Source organism: Gracilibacillus boraciitolerans JCM 21714, assembly GCF_000521485.1.
Classification (GTDB): Bacteria; Bacillota; Bacilli; order Bacillales; family Amphibacillaceae; genus Gracilibacillus; species Gracilibacillus boraciitolerans.
Genome location: NZ_BAVS01000017.1, coordinates 53,483 through 71,426, shown reverse-complemented (window position 1 = coordinate 71,426; position 17,944 = coordinate 53,483). Strand labels below are relative to the sequence as shown.

Annotated in this window: 16 protein-coding genes, 5 pseudogenes and 1 riboswitch; of the genes and pseudogenes, 15 read left to right on the top strand and 6 right to left on the bottom strand. The window is 36.1% G+C overall.

The window, feature by feature from the left end; genetic code table 11:
• Nucleotides 1-6 precede the first annotated feature (6 nt).
• Nucleotides 7-1,103 (top strand): annotated as a pseudogene (locus tag JCM21714_RS11455) (ABC transporter ATP-binding protein).
• A 73-nt stretch (nucleotides 1,104-1,176) separates the two neighbouring features.
• Nucleotides 1,177-1,791 carry a metallophosphoesterase gene (locus JCM21714_RS11450; protein WP_052000553.1) on the top strand — a complete coding sequence of 205 codons (615 nt, stop codon included), beginning with the start codon at nucleotides 1,177-1,179 and terminating at the stop codon, nucleotides 1,789-1,791.
• Here JCM21714_RS11450 and JCM21714_RS24155 read toward each other — a convergent pair.
• On the bottom strand, nucleotides 1,775-2,005 hold the full coding sequence (locus JCM21714_RS24155) for a helix-turn-helix transcriptional regulator (protein WP_084040721.1): 231 nt from the start codon (nucleotides 2,003-2,005) through the stop codon (nucleotides 1,775-1,777). The genes JCM21714_RS11450 and JCM21714_RS24155 overlap by 17 nt on opposite strands.
• 137 nt (nucleotides 2,006-2,142) lie before the next feature.
• Between JCM21714_RS24155 and queF the strand changes: the two genes are divergently transcribed.
• Nucleotides 2,143-2,553, top strand: a complete 411-nt coding sequence (gene queF / locus JCM21714_RS11445) for a preQ(1) synthase (RefSeq protein ID WP_035724445.1) — start codon at nucleotides 2,143-2,145, stop codon at nucleotides 2,551-2,553.
• A gap of 117 nt (nucleotides 2,554-2,670) precedes the next feature.
• On the opposite strand, the gene serC is transcribed toward queF, so the two are convergent.
• A complete protein-coding gene (serC, locus tag JCM21714_RS11440) occupies nucleotides 2,671-3,750 on the bottom strand; it encodes a 3-phosphoserine/phosphohydroxythreonine transaminase (protein WP_035724442.1) in 1,080 nt (359 codons plus the stop codon).
• 57 nt (nucleotides 3,751-3,807) lie between these two features.
• Nucleotides 3,808-3,890, bottom strand: a riboswitch (ZMP/ZTP riboswitch).
• Between the two features lie 173 nt (nucleotides 3,891-4,063).
• Between serC and JCM21714_RS11435 the strand changes: the two genes are divergently transcribed.
• From JCM21714_RS11435 to JCM21714_RS11425, 5 genes and pseudogenes are all read left to right on the top strand, one after another.
• The gene (locus JCM21714_RS11435; protein WP_369403561.1) at nucleotides 4,064-4,783 is read left to right on the top strand and encodes an HAD family hydrolase; all 720 of its coding nucleotides are present in this window, start codon (nucleotides 4,064-4,066) and stop codon (nucleotides 4,781-4,783) included.
• Nucleotides 4,784-4,927, top strand: coding sequence for a hypothetical protein (locus JCM21714_RS20170; protein ID WP_158413505.1), 144 nt, complete (start codon nucleotides 4,784-4,786; stop codon nucleotides 4,925-4,927).
• The gene (locus JCM21714_RS24150) at nucleotides 4,900-5,154 is read left to right on the top strand and encodes a PilZ domain-containing protein (RefSeq protein ID WP_084040731.1); all 255 of its coding nucleotides are present in this window, start codon (nucleotides 4,900-4,902) and stop codon (nucleotides 5,152-5,154) included. Before JCM21714_RS20170 ends, JCM21714_RS24150 begins: the two co-directional genes overlap by 28 nt.
• Before the next feature lie 36 nt (nucleotides 5,155-5,190).
• Nucleotides 5,191-6,355, top strand: a pseudogene (locus JCM21714_RS11430) (MFS transporter).
• A 96-nt stretch (nucleotides 6,356-6,451) separates the two neighbouring features.
• A complete protein-coding gene (locus JCM21714_RS11425; protein WP_035724437.1) occupies nucleotides 6,452-6,868 on the top strand; it encodes a DUF4395 domain-containing protein in 417 nt (138 codons plus the stop codon).
• Here JCM21714_RS11425 and JCM21714_RS11420 read toward each other — a convergent pair.
• Nucleotides 6,865-7,614 (bottom strand): EcsC family protein, encoded by a 750-nt coding sequence (locus JCM21714_RS11420; RefSeq protein ID WP_052000551.1) that lies wholly within the window; start codon nucleotides 7,612-7,614, stop codon nucleotides 6,865-6,867. The genes JCM21714_RS11425 and JCM21714_RS11420 overlap by 4 nt on opposite strands.
• A gap of 121 nt (nucleotides 7,615-7,735) precedes the next feature.
• On the opposite strand from JCM21714_RS11420, the gene JCM21714_RS11415 reads away from it, so the two are divergent.
• From JCM21714_RS11415 to JCM21714_RS23070, 6 genes and pseudogenes are all read left to right on the top strand, one after another.
• Nucleotides 7,736-8,461 carry a MerR family transcriptional regulator gene (locus tag JCM21714_RS11415; protein ID WP_035724435.1) on the top strand — a complete coding sequence of 242 codons (726 nt, stop codon included), beginning with the start codon at nucleotides 7,736-7,738 and terminating at the stop codon, nucleotides 8,459-8,461.
• Between the two features lie 103 nt (nucleotides 8,462-8,564).
• Nucleotides 8,565-9,699, top strand: a pseudogene (locus JCM21714_RS11410) (zinc-dependent alcohol dehydrogenase).
• A gap of 79 nt (nucleotides 9,700-9,778) precedes the next feature.
• Nucleotides 9,779-10,502 (top strand): annotated as a pseudogene (locus tag JCM21714_RS11405) (DUF421 domain-containing protein).
• Nucleotides 10,503-10,567: 65 nt separating this feature from the next.
• A complete protein-coding gene (locus JCM21714_RS11400; RefSeq protein WP_035724433.1) occupies nucleotides 10,568-12,031 on the top strand; it encodes a phospholipase D family protein in 1,464 nt (487 codons plus the stop codon).
• 79 nt (nucleotides 12,032-12,110) lie between these two features.
• The gene (locus tag JCM21714_RS23075; RefSeq protein WP_052000549.1) at nucleotides 12,111-12,470 is read left to right on the top strand and encodes an SIMPL domain-containing protein; all 360 of its coding nucleotides are present in this window, start codon (nucleotides 12,111-12,113) and stop codon (nucleotides 12,468-12,470) included.
• Nucleotides 12,460-12,765 carry an SIMPL domain-containing protein gene (locus JCM21714_RS23070; protein ID WP_052000548.1) on the top strand — a complete coding sequence of 102 codons (306 nt, stop codon included), beginning with the start codon at nucleotides 12,460-12,462 and terminating at the stop codon, nucleotides 12,763-12,765. The genes JCM21714_RS23075 and JCM21714_RS23070 overlap by 11 nt, the downstream gene beginning before the upstream one ends.
• On the opposite strand, the gene JCM21714_RS11390 is transcribed toward JCM21714_RS23070, so the two are convergent.
• The gene (locus JCM21714_RS11390; protein ID WP_035724431.1) at nucleotides 12,746-13,864 is read right to left on the bottom strand and encodes a GGDEF domain-containing protein; all 1,119 of its coding nucleotides are present in this window, start codon (nucleotides 13,862-13,864) and stop codon (nucleotides 12,746-12,748) included. The genes JCM21714_RS23070 and JCM21714_RS11390 overlap by 20 nt on opposite strands.
• A gap of 191 nt (nucleotides 13,865-14,055) precedes the next feature.
• Nucleotides 14,056-14,892, bottom strand: coding sequence for a methyl-accepting chemotaxis protein (locus JCM21714_RS23065; protein ID WP_052000546.1), 837 nt, complete (start codon nucleotides 14,890-14,892; stop codon nucleotides 14,056-14,058).
• A 618-nt stretch (nucleotides 14,893-15,510) separates the two neighbouring features.
• On the opposite strand from JCM21714_RS23065, the gene JCM21714_RS11380 reads away from it, so the two are divergent.
• A complete protein-coding gene (locus JCM21714_RS11380; RefSeq protein ID WP_035724429.1) occupies nucleotides 15,511-15,690 on the top strand; it encodes a DnaJ-like cysteine-rich domain-containing protein in 180 nt (59 codons plus the stop codon).
• Nucleotides 15,691-15,784: 94 nt separating this feature from the next.
• Here the strand turns inward: JCM21714_RS11380 and JCM21714_RS11375 are convergent.
• A pseudogene (locus JCM21714_RS11375) lies at nucleotides 15,785-17,840 on the bottom strand (catalase).
• Nucleotides 17,841-17,944 lie beyond the last annotated feature (104 nt).

Sequence of the window (17,944 nt, the reverse complement as noted above, 5' to 3'; positions counted from 1 at the left end):
AAAACCATGTCATTGACCGTTCAACACATATCAAAGAACTTTCATAATTTTTTTGCATTAAAAGATGTCTCGTTTGAAATGGGATCTGGAGAAATCATCAGTATTTTAGGTCCTTCTGGTTGTGGTAAATCAACCTTTTACAATTAATTGCCGGATTACAACAACCGTCTAAAGGGAAAATTATTTTAGATAACACATTAATCTCTTCTTCCTCATTTCTAATGACTCCAGAAAAAAGACCGATTAATATGGTTTTTCAGGATTATGCTCTATGGCCACATTTGACGGTGCAGGGAAATATCTTTTATGGAATGAAGAGAGGCTCATTTTCTTCAGAAAAAATAAAAAAAACCAAATCTTTTCTGTTTGAATTGCTTCAATTAAAGGGCCTAGAGTCCCATTATCCCTCACAACTATCAGGTGGACAACAACAACGAGTGGCTATTGCCAGAGCGTTGGCAACAGAACCTGAGTTATTATTATTAGATGAACCCTTATCTAATTTAGATATGCAATTAAGACATGAAATGAGAAATCAATTATCCCTTTTATTACGGCAATTAGGTACAACAGTGCTTCATGTTACACATGATCCACTAGAAGCGTATGCACTCGCTGACCGCATCCTTATTTTGCGAGAAGGAAAAATCGAACAATTTGATACACCTGAAAATGTTCATCAACGGCCAGCTTCACTGTGGGTAGCAGGCTTACTTGGAATCAATAACCGAATTAAAGGGAAGGTAACAAATAGCTTTCCTAATAAAATGCATGAGATTTCCATTGGCGAACAGACCATCAGAGGGTTTGGAGACACAATTCTGAATGACTCTGCAATTATTGTGATTGATGCAGAGGATATAGAAATAACTTCGGTTGCTAGAGTGGATCCAGACCAAGAACTCAATTATATCTCTGGCACTGTAAAGCACGCGATATACGAAGGAAGAAAATGGCGACACATTATTAACTTAGTGGGGAATGAAATTAACGTATTAAGCACTGAAAGAGTCGAAAAAAACAATTCTGTTATGTTGCGTTTTCATACTAGAAACACGCTTATTTTTGAAGAAAAACAGAAAAACACGATCACTATTTCGTAAACTTTTTCATCACTCATATTTTTTAAAAATACACATGATGGAAATATCACTTTATGTCAAGGGGGTTATGACTTTGAAACGTACGCTTGCTATTTCAGACATTCATGGATACGCAGATGCTTTTGAGATTTTGCTAAAGGCTTCCAAATTTAATCAATACAAAGATCAACTAATAATGCTTGGAGACTATAGTGGCAACGGAGGGAAGAATCACGAAACCTTTCAAATTGTACATAAGCATGTTGAATCTGGTGCTATCGCTTTGATAGGAAACCATGAACAACGATTAATCGATCATCACAAGAAGGACGACCTTCATTTACATGAATGGAACTCGTTTCTCTCTCAGCTTCACTATTGGTTCGAGAACGATTGCTATCTATTTGTACACGCCGGTGTGCGCCCAGGCATTTCCTTAGAAAAACAAAATGTGAGTGACATGATATCGATACGAGAAACTTTTCACCATAGCTGTTTCACTCACTTTAATAAAACGATAATTTTTGGACACACCCCCCCAACTTATCGCCTCGGAGCTAGAATAGGAGAATTATGGGAAAAAGAAAACAAAATCGGTATTGACACAGGTGCTAATCACGGACACTATCTAAGCTTAGTAGACCTCACCAATCGAACACAATATAAAATTCATGTTAAAGAAAGGACACCTATTAAAATTGATTTTTAGAAATTGATTTTACATCCCATCCATTAATTAAGCTGATTAGTTTGCTTCTTGTCTTTATGTTTGTTTTGGACAATATTGATTTTAGATGACCTTGTATGGTATAGGATGTGATCGATAATTTTCTTGCAATCTCTTTGGTGGTGTCGCCTTTAATTATATAACGTATGATTTCTGATTCTCTAGCTGTCCATTGATAACATTGGGTTAGATATATAAATTACGTGATAGACAAAGGAAAAATAGACAAATTATAGCTAAGAATATTGTCACCAAGGTTCGTTTTTTGATATACTAAGTTTTCAAAGCAGTTCGAGACTATCCTGCTTCATCAAAACTAGGAGGAAATTAATTATGTCTGAAAATTATTATCTACCACGTTCGGGACCAATGCCTCGTCCTGAAAATGTCGAGCAAGGTAGAGAAGTACTTAAACAAGAGGCTTTTGAGGCCCCTAATGTTCAAAATATAACGTTTCGTGCTCAAGAGTTTACGGCTGTCTGTCCTAAAACAGGACAACCTGATTTTGGAACTGTGGAAATTTCTTACACACCTCGTCACAAATGTATCGAATCAAAATCACTAAAGTTTTATTTGTGGGCTTATCGTGATCACGGTGCCTTTTGTGAATCTCTCGCAGCACAAATTGCTGATGATATTATGTGGGCAATTGAAGCAGCTACAGTCAAAGTAACTGTCAATCAAACCGCACGTGGCGGAATTGAATTAACAACAGAAGCTCTAAGAGAATATTCGAACAAATGATCCAAAGCAAGCATATAAAATAATATATGCTTGCTTTTTCTATGTCTTTAAACCAGTCTTCCTTCTATCCCTACGAAAAAGAAGTTACCTATGCAACAGGCAACTTCTTTTTTGTAATTATTGATGTTTCTGTTCGAACTTTTTCATAAAGCTAATTAAAGCTTCCACCCCTTCAACAGGCATTGGATTATAAATACTTGCACGCATACCACCTACGGAACGATGACCTTTCAGCGTTTCCAGTCCTTCCGCTTGTGCTTCCTTAACAAATTCATCATCTAAATCACGACCCGGAATGATGAATGGGATATTCATAATAGAACGGCTATCTTCTTTGACTGGTGATGCATAGAAATCAGATTGTGCAATGTAATCATATAGTATGCCCGCTTTTTTCTCATTACGAGCTTGTATTCCTTTTAAACCGCCTAATTCTTTCACCCATTCGAAAACTAACTTTGCCATATATACACCATATGTAGGTGGTGTATTATATAGAGAACCACTTTCACTATGGGTTTGATAATCAAGCATCGTTGGACAATGCTCTGTTGCATTACCGATTAAATCTTCACGCACAATCACAACTGTTAACCCAGCTGGACCAATATTTTTTTGTGCGCCGGCATAAATTACTCCAAATTTAGTTACATCCATTTCTTCTGACAGAATATTAGAAGACATGTCCGCTACTAATGGTATATTTCCTGTGTCAGGAATGTCACGAAAGGCGGTACCTTCAATAGTATTATTTGTAGTAATATGCACATAATCAGCGTCAGGAGTAAGCATACTAGCTTCTATTTTAGGAATATATGTAAAGTTCTCATCTGCTGAGGAGGCAATTTCATTTACTTCCATAAATTTCTTAGCTTCGCTCATTGCCTTTTTAGACCAAGATCCAGTGTTCACGTAATCCGCCTTACCACTTTTCTTTAAGTTAAGCGGTACTGCTGCGAACTGTTGGGATGCTCCACCCTGTACAAATAACACTTTATAATTCTCCGGTATGTTCATTAAATCGCGCAGTAAGTTTTCTGCCTCTGTAATGATATCCGTAAATAAACCTGAACGGTGGCTTAGTTCCATTACGGACATTCCAGAATCCTTATAATTTGGTAATTCTGCTTGTGCCTTTTCTAAAACTTCTAACGGTAACATAGATGGACCTGCTGAAAAATTGTAAACTCGTTTCATTGAACCCACACTCCTATTCTTTTTAGTAAACAGAAAGAGGTAAGGAATAAACTCCTTACCTTTTGCCCAGGCGAGCGGCTATCGATACTATGTGCTCCCTTGCGGTTCTCTCCGCACTCTCGCCAGTTACACATAGCCTGTTAACTTTGTGAAAATTATAACAAGTTTCCGCTCATAATTCAATCAAAATTATCTTAAAATTTCGTTAAATAGCATGTTCTCTGCTTTAGGATCCAGAAGTTATAATTTCATCACAGTTACAATGCAAAAATTATGGTAAAATGGCTAACGTAGATGTAACTAAAAGGATGCGATAATTATAAAAACGATCATTTTTGATGTGGATGATACATTATATGACCAATTACAGCCTTTTCATAAGGCTGTTCACCAGCAATTAAACACTTCATTCAACAATGATGAAATAAAGGCTTTATATTTAGCAAGCAGAAAATATAGTGATGAAGTTTTTGAAAAACATATGAATGGGGGGGAAATCACCGCTCTTGATTTACAGACATACCGAATTACAAAAGCATGTCAAGACTTTGGTATCTCTTTAACATATCAACAAGCTGTCACCTTCCAAGAAACATATTTACATGAACAGCAACAGATTCAGTTATTTCCTGCTATTGTGGAACTATTGGATAGTCTTTACGCTAACAATAAACAATTGGCGATTCTGACAAACGGAGAAGTCGATCATCAAATGATGAAGGTTCAACGGTTAGGCATTACCCAATGGGTGCCAGCTGAACATATTTTTGTTTCAGCGAGGGTTGGATATTCCAAACCTAGCCAGAAATTGTTTGAGTATGTGGAAAACACATTAGAATTGGATAAAGATCATACGGTTTATATTGGCGATTCCTTTGAAAATGATATAATTGGAGCAAAGCAGATGGGTTGGAGTGCAATCTGGATGAACCACCGTCAACGGACAAAACCTGTTTCCAATCATCAGCCGGATCATACTATAGAAAGTTCCGATGATTTATTAGCTATTTTCGATATAATGGAGGAAGTATAATTGAGATATAAACGTAAGGAAGGGTTTCGTTATTCGTTTAAACAACCGTTAGAAGCTACATTAAACATCGTCAAAATAAATGAAAAAGCAGTGAAAAGCAATCAAGCAAAGCCTATATTTACGACCTTAGTCCTGGCGGGCTAAAAATTGAAACAGAATTCGACTTACAATTCCAGAAAAATCAGATAGATATTCAAATCTCTTTTGAATTAGCAACATCCCACGAACTAAATGGTACGATAGTCTGGCAGGATAAAAATTACCTGAGTGGTTATTATTATGGAGTAGATCTGATAATTACGGAAGAGAAGTCTAACCAAATTATTGATGAATTAAAATCTTTTATTCAACAGGAAAAATCAAATAAATGATGTAATACTCATTTATCACAGGTGGAGTGAAAATCCTTGGAAGCAAAAAAAGTTTTAGGCATTTTATTTGCCGTTATGTTTTTAGTAATGGTCGGCTTCGGCATCATCATCCCGGTCTTACCATTTTATGCAGAGGAATTAGGTGCTTCTCCATTAGCATTAGGTTTATTAATGGCCACCTATTCACTGATGCAATTTATCTTCTCTCCAATGTGGGGGCAGAATTTCTGACCGCATCGGACGCAAACCAGTATTAATGATTGGTATCGCTGGATTGGCATTGTCGTTCTTCTTATTAGCTTTTGCATCACAGCTATGGATGCTATTTGCCGCCCGGATTATCGGTGGTTTCTTATCTGCCGCTAATATGCCCACCGTTATGGCATATGTGGCCGACATAACAAGTGATGAAGATCGAGGAAAAGGAATGGGTATCATTGGAGCAGCCGTCGGACTAGGATTTATTTTTGGTCCGGCAATCGGTGGGATTTTCTCAGAAAATAACCTTACGATTCCTTTCTATTTAGCAGGCGGATCCTCCCTGATCACTTTTTTATTAGTGACATTTGCATTAAAAGAATCGTTACCTAATAAAAACGAGGTAGTCGAATCTAAAAAACGTCCATCGATTGTCCAAGCACTTAAAGAACCAACTGCTAATTTATTTATTCTTCAATGGGTTGTTTCATTATCATTGGCAGGACTTGAGGCTACATTTGCTTATTTTGCTTTTGATAGGGCAGGGCTTGGAACTGTTGAACTCGGTTATATATTTATGATAATGGGATTGGCCGGTGCCCTCGTACAAGGTGGACTTGTCGGAAGAATGACAAAAAAATGGAGCGAAGGAAATGTGATTCAAATCGGCATCATTGTTTCTGCGATTGGTTTTACTTTAATCTTATTTGTGGATAGCTTTCTCACCGCAGCGATTTTTCTCACCGTGTTCGGTGTAGGTAATGGTTTGATTCGCCCCAGCGTCTCCTCTTTGCTAACAAAAAAAGCAAAATCAGGCTATGGACAGACGACAGGATTACTGGCTTCCTTTGATTCGCTTGGCCGAATTATCGGACCTCTACTTGGCGGAGTATTGTATGGTTTAGCGATTTATTTGCCATATGTATCGGGTATCATTCTTTCTTTGTTCGCCCTGGTAATATACTATTTCTATGTGAAGAAAGAACAAGCTTTATATTCTTAGTTATATATGCACTCTTAATTTTGAGTGCTTTTATCTTTATTCCGAGTAAAATAGTATGTATAATGGGGGGGTTATTGAAAATAAGGAGGAATTTAAGTGTCCATACCTAAACCGCTAGTTCAACTGAATCAAATTTTTATATTACTCACGGTATTATCAGGCTTACTGCTGTCCCCATATATCTTAATTTTGCCACTAATCATCGGTGTGATAACTTTAGCTACTAAATCAAATCCAGTTATATTATTCGGGAAGCGTTTCTTGAAAAAAACAATGAAAGATTACCCACAGGAAGACAAAGCACAACAACTTTTCAACCAATGGATTGCCACAGTCTGCATTGGTCTATCAATTCTTTTCTTCAGCATCCATATAAGCTGGGCCGCCTATTTATTTGGTATCATGGTCATTCTAGCCTCTGGACTAGCACTAGCCGGCTACTGCATCGGCTGCACGATCCGCTACCGCTACATCATGTGGAAATACAAAAAAGGGACACGAGGTCAGGCTTAGTGTCCCAATTTATGGAACGGTGAGCCTGTCTCCTCGTCCCACTTCAGTATTCTTTGACGATAGGCATTTTTTGCTGTTTCTCCTAATTGGTCTAACAGATTGTAATTGGCATATGCTCCAACTATTGCTCCTAAACCTGGGATCATTTGAAGCATTTTCACTAAATCAATATAATCTCGATATTCTTGTTGGAATTCCCGCCAGTTTACATCTGCTAGGCGCGTTTTTTCTTCTTCCCAATTTTGAATAAAATAAAAGACCTCTCGACGTTTATTATCGTTAGAAAAAGCAAGCTGAAAAACGTGTAATATAAATAATCTCTCTTCATAATCCTTAGTAGAAAAACCATAAATATTTGCCACTTCAAAAAGGAATTTCATTTTAATCGATAACAGTAACGGAAAATCTGCCAGAGCTAAAAAAATTCCTCCAGCACCTGTCCCTGCCCCTTCAATGGCTGCCGTTTTACGATAACTTTCTAATTTTTGTTGTATCAATTGCTCTTTCTCTTCTAAGTTTAAGCCGATTGCCTGATTTTTATTCGTGATAAAATCAGATCCCACCAAGGTTGTTTTCACCATATTTTTTATTGCTTCCGTCATAATCTGATGGGCTTTCTCAGGAATATAACTATTTATTTTATTTTGAGCTTTTTTAGAAAGCTGCTGAAACGTACTTTTTTTCTGCAACAGTTTCTGTTCCCACTCTAACATTTCCTGATATGCTTTATTTTCATATTGATTCATAAGATATCTCCTTCATAAGACATTTACTATTATTACGTATTTATATTATAAAAAGTTCGTTAAAAGCTCTTGACTCTGACGTTACGTTATACTTTAAGCTATAAAGGAAAGGGTGAACCGAATGAAAATTAAAGAAGTTGCAGAATTGAGTGGTGTAAGCACGCGCACCTTACATCATTATGACAAAATTGGTCTTTTGTCACCGAAAAAGGCAACAGAATCAGGATATCGCATCTATACCGATCAAGATGTATCCACCCTTCAACAAATCTTGTTTTTTCGAGCATTAGACTTTCCGTTAAAAAAAATTAAAGAAATCATGTCCAGCTCTAATTATAACCAATTAGAGGCCTTAGAAATACAACAACGGTTACTATTAGATAAACGTAAGAAACTGAATGTCATGCTCGAAACTATTGAAAAAACAATTCAAAGCGAGAAAGGAGATTACCATATGAGTAATGAAGCTAAGTTTAACGGATTTGATTTTAGTCAGAATCCATACGAACAGGAAGCCAGAGAAAAATGGGGGGGCGATAAAAAAGTCGATGAAGCAACTCAAAACATTACAAATTCCACAGAAAAAATGCAGGACGATATGAACCAAATTTATCGTGATTTAGCAGAAATACGTCATTTAGATCCAAGCTCAGATCAAGCACAAGCTGAAATAAAAAAATGGTATGATTTTTTGAATAAACACATTACCACCTACTCGCTTCAGGCTTTTCAGGGATTAGGTATGATGTATGTTCAAGATCAACGTTTCACTAAAAACATTGATCAATTTGGGAAGGGATTAGCCCAGTTCATGAGTGACGCCATGGTAGAATTCAGTAAAAGATAATAACGGACAATATCAAAACCTATCGCAATTGCGTTAGGTTTTTTTGTATAACAAACCAATTTAAAGGAAGAATAATCACATTACAACATTAGGAGTGAATGGCATGAAGGCTGTTACATATCAAGGTAAGAATTCAATTACAGTAAGTAAAGTTCCTTTTCCAACGATTCAAGATTCAGAAGATATCATCGTAAAGATCACCTCTACCGCTATTTGCGGCTCAGACCTGCACCTGTATAAAGGTAATTTCCCTTTACCAATTGGATATATGATCGGGCATGAGCCAATGGGCATTGTAGAAGAAGTAGGACCAAATGTAACGAAATTAAAGAAGGGCGACCGTGTTGTTATTCCCTTCACTATGGCATGCGGTCACTGTCCTTATTGCAATAATCACCATGAAAGTCAGTGTGATAATGCCAATCCTCATTATGATTCCGGCGGTTATTTAGGTTATTCTGAAAAATTTGGTAATTATCCAGGTGGACAAGCAGAATATCTTCGTGTACCTTTTGGTAATTACACTCCTTATCTCATTCCCAAAGACTGTGAATTAGACGATTCCTCTCTTCTTTTTTATCAGATGTATTACCTACTGCCTATTGGAGTGTTAAAAATGCTGAAGTAAAAAAGGGCGATACAGTCATTATCCTTGGCTGTGGTCCGATCGGATTAATGGCTCAACAATTTGCCTGGAATGCCGGAGCTGAGCGGGTAATCGCTGTGGACTATATCGATTACCGACTGGAGCATGCTAAAAAAATGAATAAAACAGAAACATATGATTTTACCAAACATGATGACATTGGTGAATATCTAAAAGAAATAACAAAAGGTGGGGGGGCAGATGTTGTGATTGATTGTGTTGGAATGGATGGCAAAAAGTCTCCCTTGGAATACATCGAACAAAAATTAAAATTACAAGGTGGGACGCTTGGTCCCATTCAAATTGCTACGAAGGCTGTTAAGAAGTGTGGTACCGTACAGATTACCGGTGTATATGGCGGTAATTATAATCTTTTCCCTTTGGCGCCTTCTTCTCACGTAATGTTCAATTAAAAATGGGCCAGGCACACGCACGATCATTTATGGAACCTCTCTATCAGCAAATAGTGCATAACGAAATTGATCCCACTCAAATTATTACACATCAGCTGCCATTGGAAGAAGCAGCACATGGTTATACTATTTTCAATGAAAAAGAGGACAATTGTATCAAAGTAATTTTACAACCTTAGTTTCATACAAGAAGGAGTGTAATTCCTTAATCATTCAGATGAAAACTACCGTATAATTTTTCTGTGAGGAGGTTGTAAATTGTCCTTATTAACTGATCTTCTCATCGTTTTAGGAAGAATTTTTGACTATCCTGCCGTTGCTTTTATTTATTACCTTATTTATGGGAAAAAGAGCAATCGGAGAATTACCTGTGTTTGATTTCCTAGTCATTATAACCTTAGCATCAGTCGTGGGAGCTGATATTGCCGATCCTGACATCCATCATTTCCCGACCGTTGTCGCAATTATTGCAATCGGATTTTTACAAAAGTTTGTTTCACATCTAAAATTAGCCCATCGGAAAATTGGCAGGTTGCTTACCTTTGAACCAACTGTGGTAATCCACGATGGCAAGTTGTTAAATCAGAATTTAAAGGAAATTGGGTTTTCGATAGATAATATTCTTCAGATGTTAAGAGACAAAGAAGTTTTTGACATATCAGAAGTAGATATAGCGATAATCGAAGCAACCGGAGCTTTAAGCGTTTTGAAAAAAAATGAAAAAAGAACTTTAACGAGAGAAGATATAAACTTAACTGGTTTGACCTCTGCTATTTCCTATCCATTGATTGTGGAGAGAAAAATTCATCTCAGTGTATTACATGCCTTACAGCTTGATGAAGAATGGCTTTACGAGCAATTACGTCTAAGACAAATCAACTCGATTACAGATATATTTTATGCCTCATTAAATGCTGCCAAGGAACTTCATATTTCTCTTTATAATAAATTATTAATAAATATCCCGCCTATTAAACATTAAATTTCTAAAATAGGGTATTAAGATATTATATTGATACTTTTATCTTTAATAAGGAGAATAGCAGCATGAAAAGATGGTTTAAAAGGAAACGATTTTGGGTGATTTTATTCATCCTTATTTATGCATCTATTATTACATATCATCAGCTGAAGCCTTTACCTAATAATATTGCCTACCGTGGCGAATCCCATATAATAGGGCATAATGATATTGAATTTTTATATGATTTAACTTACCAAAAAGACGGAAGCAACAAATATGATCAGGAAATATTTAATGAAGTTTACCAAACAATTGAAGAAGCTGAACATTTTCTTATTCTTGATTTTTTTATGATGAATGAATCCTCAAGCTCAGGCCAAGATTTCCCTAACATTAGTGAGACTCTTAGTAAGAAGCTAGTCCAACAGAAAGAAAAATATCCAAATTTGAAAGTAGTATTCATTACGGACCCGATTAACACCACTTATTCCTCCCATATGGCTCAGCACATTAAGCCTCTAAAAGACGCAGGTATTGAAGTGGTATATACAGACTTAGAACGACTAAGAGATCCAAATCCTTTATACTCAGGTATATGGCGGATGGTATTTCAATGGTTTGGTCAGGAAGGAAATGGCTGGGTCCCCCCCAATCCATTCGGCTCAGAAACGCCAGATGTTACGGTAAGATCTTACTTGAAATTATTAAATATCAAGGCTAATCATCGAAAAGTAATAGTTAGCGAAAATAATGGATTGATATTATCCGCCAACCCTCATGACGCTAGTGGTTATCATTCCAATATTGGATTTAAAGTAAAAGGTAACATTCTTAAAGATATAATTGAATCAGAAAAGGCTGTCGCATCATTTTCCGGGGGTAATCTCGATGCTTTTCCAAATCTACAAGACTTGGAAGCTATTGATTTTTCATCCAAAGCGGTAGCTGAAGATAGTGCAAAGGTTCAATTAGTGACTGAGCAACAGATACAACAAGCTACTATAGAATCAATTATTCACACAAAAAAGGACGACGAAATTTGGTTAGGTATGTTTTATTTAGCAGATCGTGACGTAGTTGATGCGTTAAAAAATGCAGCAGACAGAAATGTAAAAATTCACTTGATTCTCGATCCGAATCAAAATGCGTTTGGTAATGAAAAAATAGGCTTACCAAATATACCGATTGCAAGCGAATTAGTAGCGGAAAACAAAGAGAATATAACTGTAAAATGGTATGAGACCAACAAAGAACAGTATCATTCTAAAATACTTTTTGTTAAAACGGAAGAATCTGGTAGCATTGTTGCAGGATCAAGCAATTTTACTTCTCGCAACTTAAATAATTATAATTTAGAAAGTAATTTATATATTACATCTCGAAGTGATACAGCAATAATTAAAGACGTCGAATCCTATTTTCATCGTATTTGGAATAATGAAGATGGTATATATACAGTTGAATACGATAAATATGCTGATTCGATGCCAATTATAAAAAGAGTTGTTTACACATTGCAGAAAATCACCATGTTCACAACTTATTAACAAACAGGAAAGATGCATATTTTTCTTCAGTGCAGCATTTTATAAATGTAAGGATGTTTAAGAAAGGGTGGAAATGAGCATGCACACTCAAGCTAATCTTTTGTTAGAAAGAAATATCAAAGTATATGGAATGGGAACGATTCTTGTCGAGCCGGATACTGCCGAAGTTCAAATAGGCGTTGTCACACAAAATATGGAAGCGCAGATAGCACAGCAGGAAAATGCAATGATTGTGCAAGAAGTGATACATTCTCTTCAAAATATTGGTGTTGTCCAAGAAAACATTCAAACGATTGACTATTCGATCTTCCCACAATATGACTATGTTAACGGCCTCCAACAATTTAAAGGTTACCAGGTAACCATCATGTTAGCGGTTACCACTAGTTTAAATCTAATCGGTGAAGTGATAGACACAGCCATTCGAAATGGGGGCTAATCAAGTCGTTAACATATCATTCTCGGTAACGCGTAAAGAAACGTATTATTTACGCGCTTTAGAATTAGCTTTACATGATGCCTATCAGAAGGCAGTAACGATCTCTCAATTTATGAGAGTAACACTCAATCCTATACCTGTATCCATTCTGGAACAATCCATACTACAACCACCCACTCCTTACAAAAGGATTTCCAGTACAGAATTAGTTGGTGGAATTGCTACACCTATTGAACCAGGCCGAATTGAAATAGAAACAAAACTGGAAACAAATTTTAACTTTTTTCCCACATAATCCCTTTTCTCTCATTCCACACAACCTGATTCTTCCCACTATATTTGGCCGCATAGAGTAATTTATCGGATTCTACAAAAAACGATTCTTTTGTCATGCTACCGTCTAGATCTTTCAACCCTACACTCACGGTAATATTTCCATTTAGCTCCTCATGATATTGAGCAGCAATATGTAATCGAATGGTTTCTATCATTTCATAGGCTTCACCTATATCTTTATTTGTTAATAAGATAGCAAATTCTTCCCCACCGTAACGGGCTACAATATCCTCTTCCGTTACCTGCTCTGCTATTGCATTGGCCACACGCTTTAAAATAATGTCTCCAATGCTATGGCCGAATTGATCGTTGACCGATTTGAAATTATCGATATCGATCAAGGCAAGCTGTAACGGCATGTCATAAGAGATGTTTTGCTCATATAAGAAATCCAAATATTCATGAAAAGTTTTATGATTATACAGATTAGTCAGCGCATCAATCTTTGATAACCTTTCCATCATAGCACTTTTTACAATCAGTTCTTTCTCATTCTCTGCCGCTTGTTGTAAATGCTTTAGTACTTCCTTCCCTCTTTCTAATACCATTAAGTAAATTCGATACCCTGCCCATAGCACAAAAAGATAGGCAACATACTCATATTCACTAGCAGTTGATCTAATAGCCGGAAATAAATATAAAGACGTTAAAGCAATTATATTGATAGATAAACTGAATTTTAATTTCTTTTTATCAAAGAAGATTAAGAAAACTGCCATCACTAATAGAAACAGTAATTGCAAGCCAGGTACATTAGGATGCATAAGAGCGGTTACAAAAGCTTCTGCTGTGCCTGTGATCATTAATAATTTCGTGCTGTATAGTTTCTTCACCTTAATTAAGTAATGAGTGATGAGCATGATAACAACTTGAATCGATGTAGGAACTAATAATTTATGAATAATAAATTCCATAATATAGTCTGGGAAATAATAAATAGTCGTGATCAAACCAATAAGTTGACCAACAAAAGCCATTGCTATCATAACCCAAAAAATATGCAAAATTTTTTCCATCCAAAGTTGCTCACTTGAGAATTTTGATTGAGTTTGGCCCATTTATTTTCCTCCCCTTTTTATGTTGCAACATTATATAGATATATTTATTATACACTTATCAATAGGACTTTACACCTATTTTTTAGGGAATGATTTTATTCTGTACACAATCTAATTTTTCACTTGTTCGTAAATTAAATCAATTAGCGATAACCTATTACCTAAAAGATTCCCCCCTCCAAAACCTTATTCTATAAATTCATTGCGTAACTCTTCAATTCATCGCTCATCTCTTCTATTTCATTTATAAAGGAAGCTACTTCTTTCGTCGAGGCTTCTTGTTCCCGTCCAACAGTGACAATTTTTTCTACCAGACCTTGTATTTTGTTAATTGATTGTTGCATTTCTAATAATATTTCGCTAATTTCATCGGTGGATTGCACCGTTTCATTCGATAATTTACGAATCTCCTTTGCTACAACATCGAAGCCTCGCCCTTTATCACCAGCACGCGCAGCCTCAATAGAAGCATTTAATCCCAATATATTTGTTTGATTTGCTATCTTTTTAATAAAATTTATTACTTCGTCTGTATTTTTCATTTCTTTGGTAGCTCGTGTAGATTCCTCTAAAAGAATTTCACTTACGTTTGACAAATCTTCTGATCCATTAGAAATCTGAACCACTCGTTGATTTGCCTGCGTTAGAGAGGAAAAAATCTGATCTGAAATGCGTTTCAATGCTCGCTCATTATGTTCTTGAATTTGAATCGCAAGTGCGCCAATTACTTGACCTTCCTCTATGATGGGATATGCTAATCCGGTAAAGGACACTCCAAAAAACTTTGCGGGTACTTCCTGCTTAATTAGTTTATTACCTTGAATACAATCTGCTAATGGTTCATCTGGATTAATAATTGTTCCCTTTTTTACACCTAAATTAATTTTAGTTCCTGGATAATATGTAAGCCATTCCGTAGTATTCGTCATACCGATCCCCATCTCTGGTAACATCGAGTGAATAATAGGGAGAATTTGTTCAAAAGCCTCTAATTTTGATTGTGCTACACTTTCTGAGTAATAAGTCATAGTTGTCCTACCCTTCAAAATAATTTTAATAATATATTTAGTACAAATTACTTAATTAAAATTATACAAATGTAATACAAAATACACAAGTTATTTATTTTTTTATGTCTCCTCTTTTTTAATTTACCAACGTATGTTTAGCAGATAGCCAAAAAAGCAGTTGTGAGATATACCAAACAATCTGAGGACACATTCGAAGTAGATGTAACAGATTTAACCGAAAAATAATGGAGGATGACTCATTTCTCTAGTTTCCAGGTAAAAGCGTTCAAGATTTTGAGCGCTTTTTGCTATTATATTACATTTTTATTACAAATTATTAAGTTATTGCTTTTAAGGATTAAAACCTGATAACCGTGGTATTTAATGAGTAACACATTCATATTATGAGGGTGTATGATAAGCTATTCAGTATTCAGAATACATGGTATAATCATAATAGCGGTTACACGAATATCAAACCTTTAATCTTTTTCTTTCCAACGTCTTACTTTGGCATTAATGAAATTAAATATATTAGTGCAAAAGGAGCTTGCGAAGATAAGCAGCCCACACCATGTCTTACCTATAGCCTTATCTAGTTATTTATTGCTCTGAAAAAATGAAGGAGGAATTACTATGAGATGTAAAAGCTGTAGTGGAGAAGGTTTATTGCGTTGTCCAGCTTGTTCTGGTGAAGGCATTGACTATGGCATTCACAAATGTGAGAATTGTAAAGGTGAAGGAGAAATCGCTTGTTCGACTTGTGAAGGTTCTGGAAAAGTAGGTTTATTGAATAAAATTAAGTCTAAAGCTTAGGATTCTATCAAAAAGAAGTCATCCATCACTTAAAAAATTAGGTTATAAAGAAAACAAAGATGATAGTAAACTATCATCTTTGTTTTCTTTATGTCTATTCAACTTGACGATCCCAGTGTCTATGAGCTGCAATAGCTTCTATAAATTGACTGGCAAAAGCTGTGGAAGCAGAACCTCTAATTACACCAAGACTATCTTTCATTTCATCTACTTCCAATAATTTCTCTCCCGCTTCTGTAGCAGCTATCGGTTTAAAATGAGAATAAGCTTCATGGACAAATAGGGCTGCTTTTTTGTAAAATGACTTATCTTCAGCTGCACCTACTACATATACCGCATCAAATAATACCGAGTCTGCGGTTAAAAAGGTATGATTTACTTCGTATGCTAGTCCGTTATTTCCTTTGACGGTCCCAAGCTTATTACTGAGTATTTCAGTTTTAATCCCTTTATTATTTAATTGCTCAAGGACAGAACTAACATTACTGTCATCAAAGTCATCACCAATAATTACAGCTACTTTCCTCGTAGCAACTGAATGAACTGTATTTTCCTGACTGAGTGCTGGAGAAGATTTTGTTACACTATTGTCTTTCATTGCAGGTGGTTCAATACCTATCGCCTCTGCAAAACCTTTTGTTAAATCTGTACTTACATTCGCAAACATATTTACTATTTGCTCCTGAACAGATCTACTCTGCACCTTACCCAATTCAAAACTAAATGCTTCAATTATATGCTCTTTTTCAGCATCACTCATACTGTTCCAAAATAGAGTAGCCTGAGAAAAATGATCTTTAAAACTTTCACTTCGTGCTCTTATCTTCTGTCCTTCTATTTTCTCTTGATAATGTTTATATCCACCCTGAGCTTCAGGTGTTGTTTCCGGCGTATTCTGGGCAAGAGAATTATTATGGTAGCTTACCTGTCCTTGGTTAATTGTCTGTCTGCCATAACCATCTCTTTGATTATTATGAAATGGACAGACAGGACGATTAATTGGCAGCTCGTGAAAATTTGGACCACCTAATCGAATTAATTGAGTATCTGTATAAGAGAACAGACGACCCTGTAATAATGGATCATTGGTAAAGTCAATTCCTGGTACAACATGACCTGGATGGAATGCTACTTGTTCCGTTTCAGCAAATACGTTGTCAACATTTCGATTTAATGTCATTTTACCAACAATTTTAACTGGCACGTCTTCTTCCGGCCATAATTTGGTTGGATCTAACACATCAAAGTCAAATTTAAATTCATCTTCCTCAGCAATTATCTGTACACCTAATTCATATTCTGGATAATCACCATCTTGAATTGATTCCCATAGATCACGACGATGAAAATCCGGATCCTTACCATTTATTTTTTGAGCCTCATCCCATACAACTGAGTGAGTTCCCAAGACAGGCTTCCAATGGAACTTAACAAAATGGGACTCACCTTTGTGATTCACAAAACGAAATGTATGTACGCCAAATCCTTCCATCATCCTGAAACTTCGTGGAATTGCCCTATCCGACATTGCCCACATCACCATATGAGCAGCTTCCTGGTTATTGGCAACAAAGTCCCAAAACGTATCATGAGCTGACGCTGCTTGAGGCATTTCATTATGTGGTTCTGGTTTTAATGCATGAACTAAATCAGGAAATTTGATGGCATCTTGAATAAAAAATACCGGTATATTGTTACCAACCAAATCGTAGTTGCCTTCATCCGTATAAAATTTAGTTGAAAAGCCTCGTGCATCTCTTGCTAATTCCCCCCCTGATCCCTTACTTCCTGCTACAGTAGAGAAACGGACAAATACAGGAGTAGTTTTTGATGGATCCTGAAGAAAATCTGCCTTAGTAAATTCCTTCATAGATTGATAGACCTGAAATTCACCATGTGCTGCAAAACCTCGAGCATGAACAATTCTTTCAGGTATACGTTCATGGTCAAAATGCGTCATTTTTCGCGAAATGAAAATCCTCCATTAAAGTCGGTCCCCCCCGTTCGCCAGCTTTTAGCGAAAATTCATCTTCATGCACTTTTACTCCTTGATTAGTTGTCATTTTTTTATTACGATCATCTACTGTAAATTGTTCTAATTGCTCTTTTTTGCTATGACTGCCATTTACGTTTTGATTTTTCCCCCCCAAGCTAATTCCTCCCTGTCGGTGTATTTATACCATCTATTCCCGTTTAATTTATATTAAAACATCTATTAACAAATAATTAATATAATTACGCCTATCACACATAC